The sequence below is a fragment of the Halovulum dunhuangense genome (genome assembly GCF_013093415.1).
Lineage (GTDB): Bacteria > Pseudomonadota > Alphaproteobacteria > Rhodobacterales > Rhodobacteraceae > Halovulum > Halovulum dunhuangense.
In genome coordinates this window covers 1-14477 of record NZ_JABFBC010000002.1, presented here as the reverse complement: position 1 = coordinate 14477, position 14477 = coordinate 1, and the positions used below count along the sequence as shown (strand labels likewise).

Annotated in this window: 13 protein-coding genes and 1 other annotated feature; of the genes, 4 read left to right on the top strand and 9 right to left on the bottom strand. The window is 69.0% G+C overall.

The features are described 5' to 3' along the window. Positions 1 to 29: 29 nt before the first annotated feature. Genes HMH01_RS10690 through HMH01_RS10680 form a run of 3 tightly spaced genes read right to left on the bottom strand, consistent with a single transcriptional unit; the run spans position 30 to position 3584 of the window. Positions 30 to 1250 carry an MFS transporter gene (locus HMH01_RS10690; RefSeq protein WP_246237389.1) on the bottom strand — a complete coding sequence of 407 codons (1221 nt, stop codon included), beginning with the start codon at positions 1248 to 1250 and terminating at the stop codon, positions 30 to 32. Further along, positions 1234 to 2400: an acetylornithine deacetylase gene (gene argE / locus HMH01_RS10685; protein ID WP_171325380.1), complete on the bottom strand. Its 1167-nt coding sequence runs from the start codon at positions 2398 to 2400 to the stop codon at positions 1234 to 1236. Before argE ends, HMH01_RS10690 begins: the two co-directional genes overlap by 17 nt. Further along, on the bottom strand, positions 2400 to 3584 hold the full coding sequence (locus HMH01_RS10680; RefSeq protein ID WP_171325378.1) for a M24 family metallopeptidase: 1185 nt from the start codon (positions 3582 to 3584) through the stop codon (positions 2400 to 2402). Before HMH01_RS10680 ends, argE begins: the two co-directional genes overlap by 1 nt. A 235-nt stretch (positions 3585 to 3819) precedes the next feature. On the opposite strand from HMH01_RS10680, the gene HMH01_RS10675 reads away from it, so the two are divergent. Beyond that, positions 3820 to 5190 (top strand): aminotransferase, encoded by a 1371-nt coding sequence (locus HMH01_RS10675; protein WP_171325377.1) that lies wholly within the window; start codon positions 3820 to 3822, stop codon positions 5188 to 5190. Positions 5191 to 5250: 60 nt separating this feature from the next. Continuing rightward, a complete protein-coding gene (locus HMH01_RS10670) occupies positions 5251 to 6768 on the top strand; it encodes a malonate--CoA ligase (RefSeq protein ID WP_171325375.1) in 1518 nt (505 codons plus the stop codon). A gap of 45 nt (positions 6769 to 6813) precedes the next feature. On the opposite strand, the gene HMH01_RS10665 is transcribed toward HMH01_RS10670, so the two are convergent. The 5 genes from HMH01_RS10665 to HMH01_RS10645 all read right to left on the bottom strand — a co-directional run bounded on the left by HMH01_RS10665 (position 6814) and on the right by HMH01_RS10645 (position 11046). Further along, positions 6814 to 7566 (bottom strand): ABC transporter permease, encoded by a 753-nt coding sequence (locus HMH01_RS10665; RefSeq protein WP_171325373.1) that lies wholly within the window; start codon positions 7564 to 7566, stop codon positions 6814 to 6816. Between the two features lie 4 nt (positions 7567 to 7570). Then, positions 7571 to 8347, bottom strand: coding sequence for an ABC transporter ATP-binding protein (locus tag HMH01_RS10660; protein ID WP_246237388.1), 777 nt, complete (start codon positions 8345 to 8347; stop codon positions 7571 to 7573). Positions 8348 to 8376: 29 nt separating this feature from the next. Next, entirely contained in the window at positions 8377 to 9204 is an 828-nt protein-coding gene (locus HMH01_RS10655) for an ABC transporter permease (protein WP_171325369.1), read from the bottom strand. Positions 9205 to 9285: 81 nt separating this feature from the next. Continuing rightward, the gene (locus HMH01_RS10650) at positions 9286 to 10275 is read right to left on the bottom strand and encodes an ABC transporter substrate-binding protein (protein WP_171325367.1); all 990 of its coding nucleotides are present in this window, start codon (positions 10273 to 10275) and stop codon (positions 9286 to 9288) included. A gap of 69 nt (positions 10276 to 10344) precedes the next feature. Continuing rightward, positions 10345 to 11046, bottom strand: a complete 702-nt coding sequence (locus HMH01_RS10645; RefSeq protein ID WP_171325365.1) for a FadR/GntR family transcriptional regulator — start codon at positions 11044 to 11046, stop codon at positions 10345 to 10347. Between the two features lie 192 nt (positions 11047 to 11238). On the opposite strand from HMH01_RS10645, the gene HMH01_RS10640 reads away from it, so the two are divergent. Further along, entirely contained in the window at positions 11239 to 11922 is a 684-nt protein-coding gene (locus HMH01_RS10640) for a fumarylacetoacetate hydrolase family protein (RefSeq protein ID WP_171325363.1), read from the top strand. Positions 11923 to 12010: 88 nt separating this feature from the next. Here HMH01_RS10640 and HMH01_RS10635 read toward each other — a convergent pair whose 3' ends face one another. Further along, entirely contained in the window at positions 12011 to 12640 is a 630-nt protein-coding gene (locus tag HMH01_RS10635; protein WP_171325361.1) for a trimeric intracellular cation channel family protein, read from the bottom strand. A 247-nt stretch (positions 12641 to 12887) separates the two neighbouring features. Between HMH01_RS10635 and HMH01_RS10630 the strand changes: the two genes are divergently transcribed. Further along, a complete protein-coding gene (locus tag HMH01_RS10630) occupies positions 12888 to 14330 on the top strand; it encodes a fused MFS/spermidine synthase (RefSeq protein ID WP_171325359.1) in 1443 nt (480 codons plus the stop codon). Between the two features lie 54 nt (positions 14331 to 14384). After that, positions 14385 to 14439 (top strand) — a sequence feature (sul1 is cis-regulatory element that is thought to sense ions involved in sulfur or methionine metabolism; They are found in Alphaproteobacteria). Positions 14440 to 14477: the final 38 nt, after the last annotated feature.

The following is a 14477-nucleotide window of genomic DNA, read 5'->3' as shown; positions in this document are numbered from 1 at the left end:
GTCGCGCGCAAGGGATTTGGTGTCGCGGTTCAGGCCGGCAGCGGGGCCGCCCCCGCCCGCCCGCGCGCGAGGATCGCCAGCATGATGACGATGTTGGCCGCGTTCCACACGATGCCGTTGATGAAGGCAAGGTGGTAGCTGCCGGTCACGTCATAGATCCAGCCCGACATCCAGCCGCCCAGCGCCATGCCGATCAGGGTCGCCATGATGACGAAGCCCACGCGCGCCCCCGCCTCGCGCGCGGGCAGGTATTCGCGCACGATGATGGCATAGGCCGGCACGATGCCGCCCTGGGCAAGGCCGAACACCAGGCTGACCACATAAAGCGATACCAGCCCGTCGAAGGGCAGGTAGAAGAACAGCGCCAGCATCTGCAGGACGGACCCCAGCAGAAGCGTGCGCACGCCCCCCAGCCGGTCCGCGATCAGCCCCGAGACGATGCGCGAGGCGACGCCGCCCAGAAGCATCAGCGACAGCATCTCGGCGCCCACGGCGGGGCCGTAGCCCAGGTCCACGCAATAGGCGACGATATGGACCTGCGGCATCGACATCGCCACGCAGCAGCCGATGCCCGCGATGGCCAGAAGCCCGCTGAGCGCCCGCGGCGACAGGCCCGAGGCGCTGCGGGCCAGCGCCGCCGCGGTGTCTGCGGCCACGCTCGCCCCCTCGGGCAGGCGGCGCTTGAGCATAAGCGCGAGCGGGATCATGCCGGCGACCGCGATGCCGGCCAGGGCCAGGAACACCGCCCGCCAGCCCTGGCTTGCCAGAAGCGGGCTGAGGACCACGGGCCAGATCGCGCCAGACAGGTAGTTGCCGCTGGCGGCGATGGACACGGCGATGCCACGGCGGCGCAGGAACCAGTGCGAGATGTCGGCGATCAGCGGCCCGAAGCTGGCCGCGGTGCCAAGGCCCACGGCGAATTGCAGCAGCGACAGGACCACCACCGAGGGCGCGAGCGCCGACAGCGCGAAGCCCGCGCCCAGCGACAGTGCGGCGCCGATCAGCACCGGGACGATCCCGAAGCGGTCCACCGCGCGCCCGAGCACCAGGTTGCCCAGCGCGAAGCCCAGCATCGTCGCGACATAGGGCAGCGAGGCGCCGCCACGGTCGATGCCGAAATCCGCCTGCACCGCCGGCAGGGTGATGATGATGGCCCACATGCCGACATTGCCGATGGACGCCAGCGCCAGCGTGATGGCGAGCCTTGTCCAGGAATAGCGGCTGTCATGCGCCTCAGCGGTCGCGGACAAGATCGGCCTCCAGCGCGGTCAGCATGTCGAGACAGGCTTCAAGCTGCGCCGTCTCGAGATATTCGTCGGCCTTGTGCGCCTGCGCGATGGCGCCGGGGCCGCAGACCACCACCGACATGCCCAGCGACTGGAACAGCCCCGCCTCGGTGCCGAAGGGCACGCAGTCGGCGGCGTTCGCCCCCGTCAGCGCCGCCACCAGGTCGCGGGCGGCGTTTTCCTCCATCGGGACGAGCCCCGCCACCTCGCCGATGACGCGGGTCTCGATCGCGGACTCGGGGGCGGTGCGGCGCATCTCGGGCAGGAGTTCCTCCTCGACCAGCCGGGCGAGGGAGGCGCGGACATGATCGGCGTCGGCCTGCGTCACGGGGCGCATTTCCCAGTCGATCTCGGCGCGGGGCGGGATCACGTTGTGGACCTGCCCGCCGGACAGCCGGCCAAGGTTGATCGTGGTCCAGGGCGGATCGAAGCGGCTGGGATCGGGCGCGCGGGCTGTAAGGTCGGCGCGCAACTCCAGCAGGCGGGCGGCGTAGCGCACGGCGTATTCCACCGCGTTCACCCCGCGGCCCGGGTCCGAGCCATGCCCCTCGCGCCCGGTGAAGATGGTGGTGTATTCGCAGCAGCCCTTGTGCCCCTCGACCATCCGCATCGATGTCGGCTCGCCGATGATGGCCAGCGCCGGGCGCAGCCGGCGGGCGCGCAGCGTCTCGACCAGGTGCTGCGCGCCGAGGCAGCCGGTTTCCTCGTCGTAGGTAAAGGCGAAGTGCAGCGGGCGGCGCAATTCGCGCGCGGCAAGGCGCGGCGCCACCGCCATGCAGGCCGCGATGAAGCCCTTCATGTCGCAGGTGCCGCGCCCGTAGAGACGGCCGTCGGCCTGATGCAGCGCGAAGGGATCGGTGCTCCATTCCTGGTCCTCGACCGGGACCACGTCGGTATGGCCCGACAGCACGATCCCGCCATCGCCTTCCGGCCCGAGGCTGGCCAGCACGTTGGCCTTGGTCCCGTCGGGGGTGGCGATCAGCTCGACCCGCGCGCCAAGGTCGGCCAGCCGGCGGGCCAGGTGGCGCGCCATGTCGATATTGGGCCGCGCCGAGACGGTCGGAAAGGCCACCAGCCGGTCAAGCTCTGCGATGCTGTCGGCGAGAAGGGACATCAGGGCTTCACGAACATCCGGCGCGGGCGGTTGCACAGCGTCTCGGCCGGGCCGCTGTCGCGGATCAGGATGCTTTCGGTGATCTCGAGTCCCCAGTCGTCCATCCACAGCCCCGGCATGAAGTGAAAGGTCATGCCAGGCTCCAGCACCGTCTCGTCCTCCTCGCGCAGGGATACCGTCCGTTCGCCCCAGTCGGGCGGATAGGACAGGCCGATGGGATAGCCCACGCGCCCGCGCTTGTCGATGCCGGCGCGGGCCAGGGCGTCCTTGACCGCGCGCGCCACATCGCCCGCCAGGTTGCCCGGGCGCGCGGCATCGAGTCCCGCCTCCAGCCCCTCGATCTGGGCCGCCTCGGCGCGCAGCATGTCGTCGGGCGGCGTTCCCAGGAACAGCGTCCGGCAGAGCGGTGCATGGTAGCGGCGGTAGCAGCCGGCGATCTCGAAGAAGGTGGCCTCGCCGCTGGCGAAGGGGCGCCCGTCCCAGGTCAGGTGCGGCGCGGACGCGTCGATGCCGCTGGGCAGCATCGGCATGATCGCCGGGTAGTCGCCCCAGGCGTCGCCCGTGCCCCGGATCGCGTCGCGGAGCGCGTCGGCCACCACCTCGTGCTTGGGCACGCCCGGCTCGATCCGGTCCAGAAGCCCGTCCACGATCTTTTCCGAGATGCGCGCCGCCTTGCGCATGAAGGCGATTTCCTCGTCGGACTTGACCCCGCGCTGCCAGTTCACCAGCCCGGTGGCGTCGGTGATGGTGGCGTTGGGCAGGCTTCCCGTCAGCGCCGCATGGCCCTTGGCGGAATAGTAGTAGTTGTCCATCTCGACCCCGATCCGGGCGCTGCCCAGTTCCCAGTCGGCCAGCTTGGCGGCCAGGTCCTGCATCGGGTGGCGCACGGTGGACTGGACGTATTCCTCGGCATAGACGGTGACGCGGTCGGACTCCATCCAGACGGTCCTGAGCGCGCCGTTGCCGTCCATCGCGCGGCCCCACCAGACCGGGTCCTGGTCGGGCAGCACCAGCACGCCCTGCGGGACATAGAAGCTCCAGCCGTCATAGCCGGTGAGCCAGGCCATGTTCGACGGATCGGTGACGAACAGCGCCTCGATGCCCGCCTCGTCCATGGCGGCGCGGGTCTTGCGCAGGCGGCGGGAATATTCGTGCCGGCTGAAGGGAAGCTGCGAGGGGCCCATCCGGATCAAGTCCTCCTGTCGTGTCGGGTATCGGAACGTCGGAAGACCCCGGCAGGGCACACGTTCGCCCCGACCTTCGGCCCGCCCGGCCCGCCGCGTCAAGGGCCGATCCGGCACCCGTGCGGCACCGATGCAGCACGGCCACCGGGCGACGTTGCGTCAGGGGGTTCACATTCCCGCCCCCGCCCGCGATGCTGGGCGCAGCACATGCCACGCGATGAAGGAGAAGAGGGACATGCTGACGAACGACCAACTGGCCGCCTGGGATCGCGAGAACTTCTTCCATCCCTCGACTCACCTGGCGCAGCACGCGCGCGGCGAGACGCCATCGCGGATCATCACCGGCGCCTCGGGCGTGCATATCGAGGATCGCGACGGGCGAAAGCTGCTGGATGCGTTCGCCGGGCTCTATTGCGTGAACGCAGGCTACGGGCGGCGCGAGATCACCGATGCCATCGCGGCGCAGGCGGCGGAACTCGCCTATTACCATTCCTATGTCGGCCACGGCACCGAGACGTCGATCACCCTGGCCAAGATGGTCATGGACCGCGCGCCCGACCACATGTCCAAGGTCTATTTCGGGCTGGGCGGGTCGGATGCGAACGAGACCAACGTCAAGCTGGTCTGGTACTACAACAACATCCTCGGCCGCCCCGCAAAGAAGAAGATCATCTCGCGCTGGCGCGGCTATCACGGCTCGGGGCTGATGACCGGCTCGCTGACCGGGCTGGAGCTGTTCCACAAGAAGTTCGACCTGCCGCTGGCGAACGTGCTTCACACCACCGCGCCGGATTACTTTCGCCGGGCCGAGCTGTCGCTGTCGGAAGCCGAGTTCACCGCGCAATGCGCCGCCGACCTGGAGGCGCTGATCGCGCGCGAGGGGGCCGATACCATCGCCGCCTTCATCGCCGAGCCGCTGCTGGGGACGGGGGGCATCGTGCCGCCGCCCGCCGGCTACTGGGAGGCGATCCAGCCCATCCTGGAGAAGCACGACATCCTGCTGATCGCGGACGAGGTGGTGACGGGGTTCGGTCGCCTGGGCACCATGTTCGGATCCGAGCATTACGGGCTGAAGCCCGATCTCATCACCATCGCCAAGGGCCTGACCTCGGCCTATGCGCCGCTGTCGGGGTCGATCGTGTCGGAACGGATGTGGAAGGTGCTTGAGGAGGGGACCGACGAATTCGGTCCCTTCGGGCATGGCTGGACCTATTCAGCGCATCCCATCGGGGCGGCGGCGGGCGTCGCCAACCTGGCGCTGATCGACCGGCTGGGGCTGGTGGGCAATGCGGAAAAGGTGGGCGCGCACCTGCTGGCGGGCCTGCGCGACGCGCTGGGCGCGCACGCCCATGTGGGCGATGTGCGTGGCGAGGGGATGCTCGCGGCCGTCGAGTTCGTCAAGGATCGCGAGACGCGCGCCTTCTTCGATCCGTCCGAAAAGGTCGGGGCGCGCATCGCGGCCGAACTGGCAGGCCTGGGCGTGATCGCGCGCGCCATGCCGCAGGGCGACATCCTGGGCTTTGCCCCGCCGCTCTGCCTGAGCGCGGTCGAGGCGGACGAGGTCGTGGACAAGACCGCGCAGGCGGTGCTGAACGTGCTCGGCTGAGCGGGTAGTGGAAATTCTCTCTCGCAGGCGCTAATGCGCTTGCGAAAGAGGAGGTCCCGCATGAGCAACCCGCTGTTCGACACGCTGTTCGCCCCCCATGCCGGGGCCGATACGCCGTTCCTGCTGACCGGGGATGGCGACACCATCACGCATGACGCGTTCCTGAGGCGCGTGGCGAAGCTGGCCCATGCGCTCAGCGGGCTTGGCGTCGAGCCGGGCGACCGGGTGGCGGCGCAGGTGGCGAAATCGCCCGATGCGCTGGCGCTTTACGCGGCCTGCGTGCAGGTGGGCGCGGTGTTCCTGCCGCTCAACACCGCCTACACGGCGCACGAGCTGGCCTATTTCCTGGGCGACAGCGCGGCGCGGGTCTTCGTGGCCGATCCGGCGGATGCGCAGTCGCTGGCCCCGGTCGCCGCGGATGCGGGGGCCGAGCTGCTCACGCTGGACGCCCGGGGCGGGGGCACGCTGGCGGCCCTCGCGGCCGACCGGCCGGACCGCTTCCCGACCGCGCCGCGGCATCTGCATGACCTGGCGGCGCTGCTCTACACCTCGGGGACGACGGGCCGATCCAAGGGGGCGATGCTGAGCCAGGAGAACCTGATCTCGAACGCGCGCGTGCTGGCCGAGACCTGGCGCTTCACCGATGCGGACGTGCTGTTGCACGCGCTGCCGATCTTTCACACCCACGGGCTGTTCGTCGCGACCAACGTGATGCTGCTTGCGGGCGGAGCGACGATCTTCCTGCCGAAATTCGACCCCGACGCGGTGCTGCGCGCCCTGCCGCGGGCGACCGCGATGATGGGGGTGCCGACCTTCTACACGCGGCTTCTGGACGCGCCGGAATTCACCCGTGAGCTGGTCGCCCACATGCGGCTTTTCGTGTCGGGCAGCGCGCCGCTGCTGGCCGAGACGCACACCCGCTTCGAGGAGCGAACCGGCCACCGGATCCTGGAACGCTACGGGATGACCGAGACGAACATGAGCACCTCGAACCCCTACGAGGGCGACCGGCGCGCGGGCACGGTGGGCTTCCCGCTGCCGGGGGTCGAGCTGAAGATCACCGATCCCGCGACGGGCGCGGCGCTGGACCACGGCCAGATCGGGCAGATCGAGGTGCGGGGGCCGAACGTATTCCTGGGCTACTGGCGGATGCCCGAGAAGACCGCCGAGGAACTGCGCCCCGACGGATTTTTCCAGACCGGCGACCTGGGCCTGCGGGACGGCGACGGCTATGTGCATATCGTCGGGCGCGCCAAGGACCTGATCATCTCGGGCGGCTACAACATCTACCCCAAGGAAATCGAGCTGGAACTCGATGCGATGCCGGGGGTGCTGGAAAGCGCCGTGATCGGCGTGCCGCATCCCGATTTCGGGGAAACCCCGGTGGCGCTGATCGTGCCGCAGGCGGGGGCGGTGCCGGATCTCGATGCCATCGCCGCAAGCCTGCGGGGCAATGTTGCCGCCTTCAAGCTGCCGCGTCGGCTGATCGTGGTGGACACGCTGCCGCGCAACACGATGGGCAAGGTGCAGAAGGCCGAGTTGCGGCGGGAATACGCGGATCTGTTCGCCGCCAAATGAAACGGGCCGGGCGCATGGCCCGGCCCGCCTGAACCGCGGCCCCGCTCAGGCGCGGGCGCCGGCGTAGTATTCGACGCGGTTTTCCAGCCGGCCGATGATCTCGGCCAGGCTGAGGGCAAAGGCGAACAGGATCAGGATCAGCGCCCAGAAATGCGCCATCAGGAAGTTGTTCGAATAAAGCTGGAACAACGCCCCAACGCCGATGATCGACACCAGAAGCTGGCCGATCACGACGCCCTTGACCCCGCGCACCACGCCCAGCCGGATCCCTGCAAGGATTTCCGGCAGCGCCGAGAGCAGGATCATCTTCAGCCGCTGCGTGCGCGATGCGCCGAAGCTTTCGGCCATCTCCATCAGCGAGGGCGCGACATGCAGCACGCCCGCCCGGGTATCGAGCGCGATGATCCAGACCGCGAACATGAACACGGTCACGATCACCGTGGGCTCGCCCATGCCGAACAGGATCATGATGACCGGCACCAGCGCGGAAAGCGGCGCCGACAGGAAGATGTTGACCCACATGTTCAGCAGCCGGTCGGCGAAGGGCACCAGCCCCATCAGCATCCCCAGCGCAATGCCGCTCACGGCGGCGATGGCAAGGCCCGTCAGGTAGCAGTAGACGGTGATCCGCGCGGCCTCCGCGAAGCTGGGGGTGGTCACCACCTCGACCAGCGCGGCCAGCACCTCGGTGAAGGGCGGAAAGAGCAGCATCAGCTCGAACCGGCCGACGATTTCCCAGATCACGACCCAGAACAGCAGGGCCGCCATCTTGGGGAGTTTGACGCCATATACCGTCATGCCCCTACTCCACATAGGCGCGCAGGCCGCGCCAGATGTCGTCGATCAGGTCGAGATAGGCGCTGTCGCGCCGGATCGCGTCGGGATCGCCGTTGCGCGGGATGTCGGGGTCGATGATCTGGCTGATCCGGCCCGGCCGCGGCGACAGAAGCACGATGCGGTCCGACAGGTAGACCGCTTCCTCGATCGAGTGGGTCACGATGATGAAGGTCTTCTTCTCGATCTCGCGCAGGCGGATCAGGTCCTCCTGGAACTTGCGGCGGGTCTGCTCGTCCACCGCCGAAAAGGGCTCGTCCATCAGCAGCACGTCGGCATCCACGGCCAGCGCCCGCGCCAGGCCCACGCGCTGGCGCATGCCGCCCGACAGCTCGTGCGGGTACTTGTCCTCGAAGCCGGTCAGCCCGACCTCCCTGATGTAGTGGCGCGCCTTGTCCTCGCGCTCGGACTTGGCCACGCCGCGCAGCTCCAGCCCGAAGGCCGCGTTGCGCAGCACGCTTGCCCAGGGCATCAGCGCGAAGTCCTGGAACACGAAGGCGCGTTCCGGCCCCGGCCCCGTGACCGGCTTGCCCGCGACCCGCACCTCGCCCGCATCGGCATCCAGAAGGCCCGCGATGATCTTGAGAAGCGTGGTCTTGCCGCAGCCCGACGGGCCCAGAAGGCTGGTCATCTGGCCGCGGAAGAGTTCCAGGTTGATGTCCTTGAGCGCGACGACAGAGCCGCCATAGGTCTTGTGGATCCCGCGGATCTCGATGATCGGCTCGGGCCGGGCATTGCTGGCCATGGGAACCTCTTTCAGTTGGGGGCGGATGTTCATTTCGCAGTCCGTTTCTCGGGCCGGAACAGCACCGATTCCAGCTTGTGCATCAGGGTGACGGCGACCACGGCAAAGATCACGATGGACACGATGGCCGCGTACATGTGGTCGAATTTCGCGATCGAGCGGTTGTAGGTGATCAGGTCGCCGATGCCCGTGGGGGTGATCAGCAGCTCGGCCAGCACCACGCCGGAAAAGCCCTCGGCCACGCCCAGCCGGATGCCCGCGAACATCATCGGGCTGGCCGCCGGAAGGATGATCTTGAACACCTGCTCGCGGCGCGAGCCCATGAAGGACTGGCACATCGTCACCAGCGAGGGGGGCACGTTGCGCACCGCCTTGTAGCTGTTGATCGCGATGACCGGCATCGCCAGCATGCAGACCGCCAGCACCTTGGATGTCAGACCGATGCCGTAGACAAAGGTGATGAGCGGGATCAGCGCCGCCATGGGGGCCGCCTGCATGGTGATGAAGATGGGCAGCGTCGCCCATTCCACATCGGCCCGAAGCCCCATCAGCACGCCCGCGCCGACCCCGATCACCAGGCTCAGCACCAGCCCGATGATCAGCGGCTCGATCGTGCGCATGTAGGCCTGGATCATGGATCCGTCGGCCAGCATCGACCAGAAGGCCGCGGCGGTGTCGAGAAAGCCGGGGAAGGCCCAGTTGAAGTTGGTGCGCGCGGCCAGTTCCCACGCGGTGAAGAAAAGCGCCAGCGACAGGATCCGCCAGATCGCGGGAATGCCCGCCAGCGTTTCCGTCAGCTGGCCGAGCGGGCCGGCCGTCGTGGCCTGTGTCCTTGCGCCCGGTATGCCAGTTGCCATTGGTTCCTGCCTTGTCCTGAAGTCGCGGCCCGGTGCCGGGGGCTTGCCGGGGCAGGGCGCCCCGGCACCGGGTCTTGCGGATCACATGCCCTTGGCGGCGTTCAGCGGGCCGAAGGTCCAGAAATCCTCGGGGTTGACCTGGGCGCCCGCCTCGAACTGGCCGGCGGCGGACAGGAAGTCGATGTCGCCCTGCACCACCTCGGGAGAGCCGCCATCCAGCGGATAGATCCCGTTGGCGACCGCTTCCTCGTAATAGGGGACGGCCTCGGCCACGGTTTCGGCCGGCAGGTCGGCCAAGAGGCCGTACTGCTCGCGCAGCTCGCCCACGATGGCGGGGTTGTCGTCGATGTCCTTCCAGGTGCGCAGCAGCTCCTCGACGAAGATCTTCATGTCCTCGGCGCGGGCATCGAGCACGTTGGTGTTGGCGTAAAGCGCCTCGTCGGTGGCTTCCACGCCCTCGACCGACAGGCGGACGAACTTGTCGCCGCCCTGTTCCTGAAGCAGCCGGAAGGCGCTGGCATCCACGATGGTGGCGTTGATCGTGCCCTGAAGCATCGCGCCGGCCCGCACCTCGGAGCCCGGCACATAGGAGATCTGGGAATACTTGATCCCCTCGCGGGTCTCCATCAGGCGCATCAGCGCCTCGGTGCCCGAACCGCGGGAATGCACGGTGACTTCCTGGCCGTCGAGATCCTTCCAGTCCGTGTAGACCTCGGAGTTGACCACCGGGAAGAACAGCAGCTCGCTCATGCGGAAGAACATGCGGATCGGCGCGCCCGAGTTCTGGATGAAGGCGTAGGGCGCGCCGACGCCGATATCGGCCTGCCCGCCAAGCACGGCCTGCGTGGCCACGTCCTCGGAGTTGAAGAAGGTGATCTCCATGGGCACGCCGCGTTCCTTCGTGCGCTCCATGGCGATCAGCAGGTTGAGGCTTTCGACGCTGGCGATGTCGCCGAAGGCGATGCGCAGCGGCGCGTCCTGCGCGGCGGCGCTGCCGGCAAGCCCGCCCGCGGCGATCAGGGCAAGGGCGCCCGCGGTGGCGGACAGAAGATGGCGTCTCAGGATGGTCATGGTTTCACTCCCCAGTTTCCGGCTCGGTTTGTCCGATGCCCGGTTTTCCGTTTTGGTCCCGCCTGCCGCTCAGCCGCCGAACAGGCGGCCGGAGACGGATCTGAGATGGGTGCGCATGGCGGTCTGCGCCCCCTCGGCATCGCGCGCCCGGATCGTTTCCAGGATCCGGTCATGCTCTGCGAAACTGCTGTGGTCGCGCGGCGGGGCGGACTGGCTGCGCTGGACCGTGCCCCATGTGACCGAGCGGCGGATCGAATTGAGCTGGTCGAAGATCGCGAGCAGCGGCAGGTTGTCCGCCGCTTCCGCAACCGCGCGGTGAAAGCGGTCGTCCGCCGCCTCGTAGGCGCGCCAGTCGGGCGCATCGTGGGCTGCGCGCCGCGCCGCCTCGATCCGGTCCATCGCGTCGGCCGAGGCGTTGATCGCCGCCTCCCGCGCGATGGCGGGTTCCACCGCCAGCCGGGCCTGCATCATCTTGACCGGCGTGGTGCGCCGCGCCAGCGCGCTGACCGAAACCGGCTGCTGCGCGCGGCCGCCCTCGCGCGTGGTGCCGGCCGTCAGGAAGGTGCCCTTGCCGACATGGCGCCAGATCAGCCCCTCGCGTTCCATCTGGTCAAGCGCGCGGCGCAGCGCGGTGCGGCCCACGCCCAGCATCTCGATCAGGTCGCGCTCGGGGGGCAGGCGGTCGCCCGGCCCGAGCCCGCGCTCGGCGATCAGGGCGCGCAGCAGCCCATCCGCGGGGTCCGTCTCTGCGATGCTGCGGTCGAGATGCATGGGCGCTTCGGTGCTTTCTCTCTTGATTGGTCGCGCAATATGCGGATCAATTCGAATCGAGGCTACCACAGAGTCCGTGGAAGTGAAGCATTTTCAGTGAAAGAAATATCATCGCGCCCGGATTGGTTTTGATTGATCTGTTGTGCGCCGTGGTATACGCAATTTGCGACCAATCCAGAAGGGGAGTGCCCAATGTCTGACTTCGTGATCGAACCGCCCGCGGCGGTGACCATTCCGGTCGCCGGGGGTGGGGAGTTCCCGGTGCGCCGGGTCTATTGCATCGGCCGCAACTACGCCGCCCATGCCATCGAGATGGGCCATGACCCCGATCGCGAGCCGCCCTTCTTCTTCCAGAAGAACCCCGACAACCTGGATGCCTCGGGCGAGTTTCCCTATCCGCCCCACACCTCGGACGTGCATCACGAGGTGGAGCTGACCGTCGCGCTCAAGACCGGCGGCACCAACATTCCCCTGGACAAGGCGCTCGACCATGTCTTCGGCTATGCCGTCAGCCTCGACATGACGCGGCGCGACCTGCAGGGCGAGGCCAAGAAGCTTGGCCGGCCGTGGGAAATCGGCAAGGCGTTCGAGCGGTCTGCCCCGGTCGGCCCGCTGGTGCCGGTGGAAAAGACCGGCCATCTGGACCAGGGCCGGATCGAGCTGTTCGTGAACGGCGAACTGCGCCAGCAGGGCGACCTGAACCAGATGATCTGGAAGGTGCCGGAAATGATCTCCTACCTGTCCGAGTATTTCGAGCTGGCGCCGGGCGATGTCATCATGTCGGGCACCCCGTCGGGCGTGAACGCCGTCGTCAGGGGCGACAGGATGCATTGCAGGATCGAGGGCCTGGGCGAACTGGAAGTCGTCGTCGTCTGACACCGCCCCCCATTTGACATGGGCCCCGGTCCGGCGCGCAGCCGGGCCGGGGCGCCGCCGTTGCGGGCCCCGGGGCGCGCGACCGGCGTCAGATCCGGTCGGGATGCCGACCCTTCCGGGCGCGATAGGTGGGCAGCCGCCAGTCGAAGACCAGCGCCAGCCCGCGCAGGGCGAAGGCGGCGCCGAAGCCCAGGCAGGCCGCCAGCGCCATCCCCGCGCCAACAGCGTCGACCGCCACGAAGACCCCCGCGCCGGTCAGCGCCGCGGTGACATAGATTTCCCGGCGCAGCAGCACCGAGGGCTCGTTGGCCAGCACGTCGCGCAGGATGCCGCCCAGCGTGCCGGTAAGCATCCCCATGACCACCGCCACGATGGGCGTGCCCGACACCAGAAGCCCCTTGTAGGCGCCGAACACGCCATAGGCCGCCAGCGCCGCCGCATCGAGCCAGAGCAGCCAGCGATACCGCGATTCCGCCAGATGCGCGGTGAAATACAGAAGCACCGCCACCCCCATGCAGACCAGCACATAGACCGGCCGGTCGACCCAGAATACCGGCACGTCCAGCACCAGGTCGCGCACCGTGCCGCCGCCCATCCCGGTGACGGCCGCAAGGAAGATGAAGCCGATGATGTCGAGTTGCTTGCGCGACGCCGCAAGCGCGCCGGTCGCCGCGAAAAGCGCGACACCCGCATAATCGAAGAACTCCACCACGCCCATTCCGCTTCCTTCCGCGCTGCTCCACGATGGGGCTACCACCGCGGGCGCGTCGCCGCCAGCGTCTGCGGGGCGGGACGCGTCCCCGCCATGCGACCGCTCGACCGGGCGGCAAACGGACTATCTGGGACCGGCATGGCGGGCGGGCGGCCCTGCCCGAACGGGGTTCACGGCGCCGCCATGCGGCTGTAAGGCAGGGCGCGGCCGGCAACGATCCACGGGGCAGGCCACGCGACAGGGAGAAGGGATCATGCGTTTCTGGACGGCGATCGGTCTGATCCTGGTCCTGTCGGCCGTCGGTCTGACCTACGAGATCGCGGCGGGGCGCGTGCTTGCGCCGTTCTTCGGCACCTCGTTGCTGACCTGGACGGCGGTGATCGCGACCGTGCTGGCGGGGTTTTCGCTGGGCAACGCGCTGGGCGGCTTCCTGGCCGAGCAGGAGCGTGGGCGCGCGCTGCGCGGCATCCGCGCGGTGCTGGTGGCGACCGCGATCCTGGTGGCGCTTTCGCCCCTGGTGCTGGGACTTGTCTACGCCCTGGGCGCGCGCGGTACCGGGGGGATGCTGGTCAGCGTGGTCCTTGCCTTCTTCCCCGCCTCGGTGCTGATCAGCGCGCCCTCGCCGCTGCTTGCGAAACTCGCGGTCGAGGCGCGGCCCGGGCGCGAGGGCTCGTCGCTGGGGCTGGTGCTGGCGGCGGGGTCGCTCGGGGCGATCCTGGGCGCGGTGCTTGCGGGGTTCGTGGCGCTTCCGCTGGCCGGGTCGCTGGCCACCTTTGCCGGCTGCGCCACGGCGACCCTGCTCTGCCTGCCCTTCCTGCGCAAGGGGGCAGGGGATGCTCGGGCCTGGCTTTCGACGCTGCTGGGCGTGGGCTTCCTGGCGGCGGCCAGCCTCGCCCTCGGGCCGGTCTGCCGCTACGAATCCGGCCTGTCCTGCATCGACGTGACGCGCACCGGGGGCGCCGTGCATCTCTATTCCGACCGGACCCGGCAGGCGGCCGAGCGGATCGGGCCCCCCGAAGCCGGGGCGGACCTCGTCCTGCCCTACACGCAATGGATCTGGGCGCGCATGGACCGCGATCTCGGCCCCGCGCCGTCGGTGCTGTTTGTCGGTGGCGGCGGCTACACGCTGCCCACGCAGCTTCTCGCCGCGCGCCCCGAGGCCGAGGCGGTGGCGGTCGAGATCGATCCCCTGGTCACGCAGGTCGTGCGCCGCCACATGCCGCGGGCGGGCGCCGCGATCGCCGCGACGGGCTACGACGCCAGCGAGGGCGACCCCGGGGAAAGGCGGCTGGGCATCGTCCATGCCGACGGGCGGGTCTACCTGAACGAGACCGACCGCCGCTTCGACGCCGCCGTGATGGACGCGTTCTCCTCGGGCTCGGTGCCGGCGCATCTGGTCACCGTCGAGACCTATGCAAGACTGCGCGAGATCGTGCGCGGCCCGGTCTATGTGAACCTGATCGACGTGCCCGACGGCCGGCTTGCCCGCGGCACCCGCGCGATCCTCGCAAGCCTCTATCCCCATGTCATCGCGGTCGAGGGGCCGATCACCGGGCAGGGGCTGGCCAACATCGTGATGGTCGCCTCGCCCGCGCCGCTGGCGCCGCTCGACACCCTGCCCGACGGGTACCATGCCGCGACCATCGGCCCCGGCCGCGCCTTCACCGACGACCGCGGCTGGGTGGGGCACCGCTGAAGGGCGCCCGCCGGTTGTGCTTTGGCGGACGATGCCGTATGAGCGCGCATCGAACCTGGACCCCGCGTTGTCGGGGTGGCTATTCCGGCCGCCGATCCGCCGGACAACCACGCAAGACGCTGCACATGCAGGCCTGCCCCGCGCGTC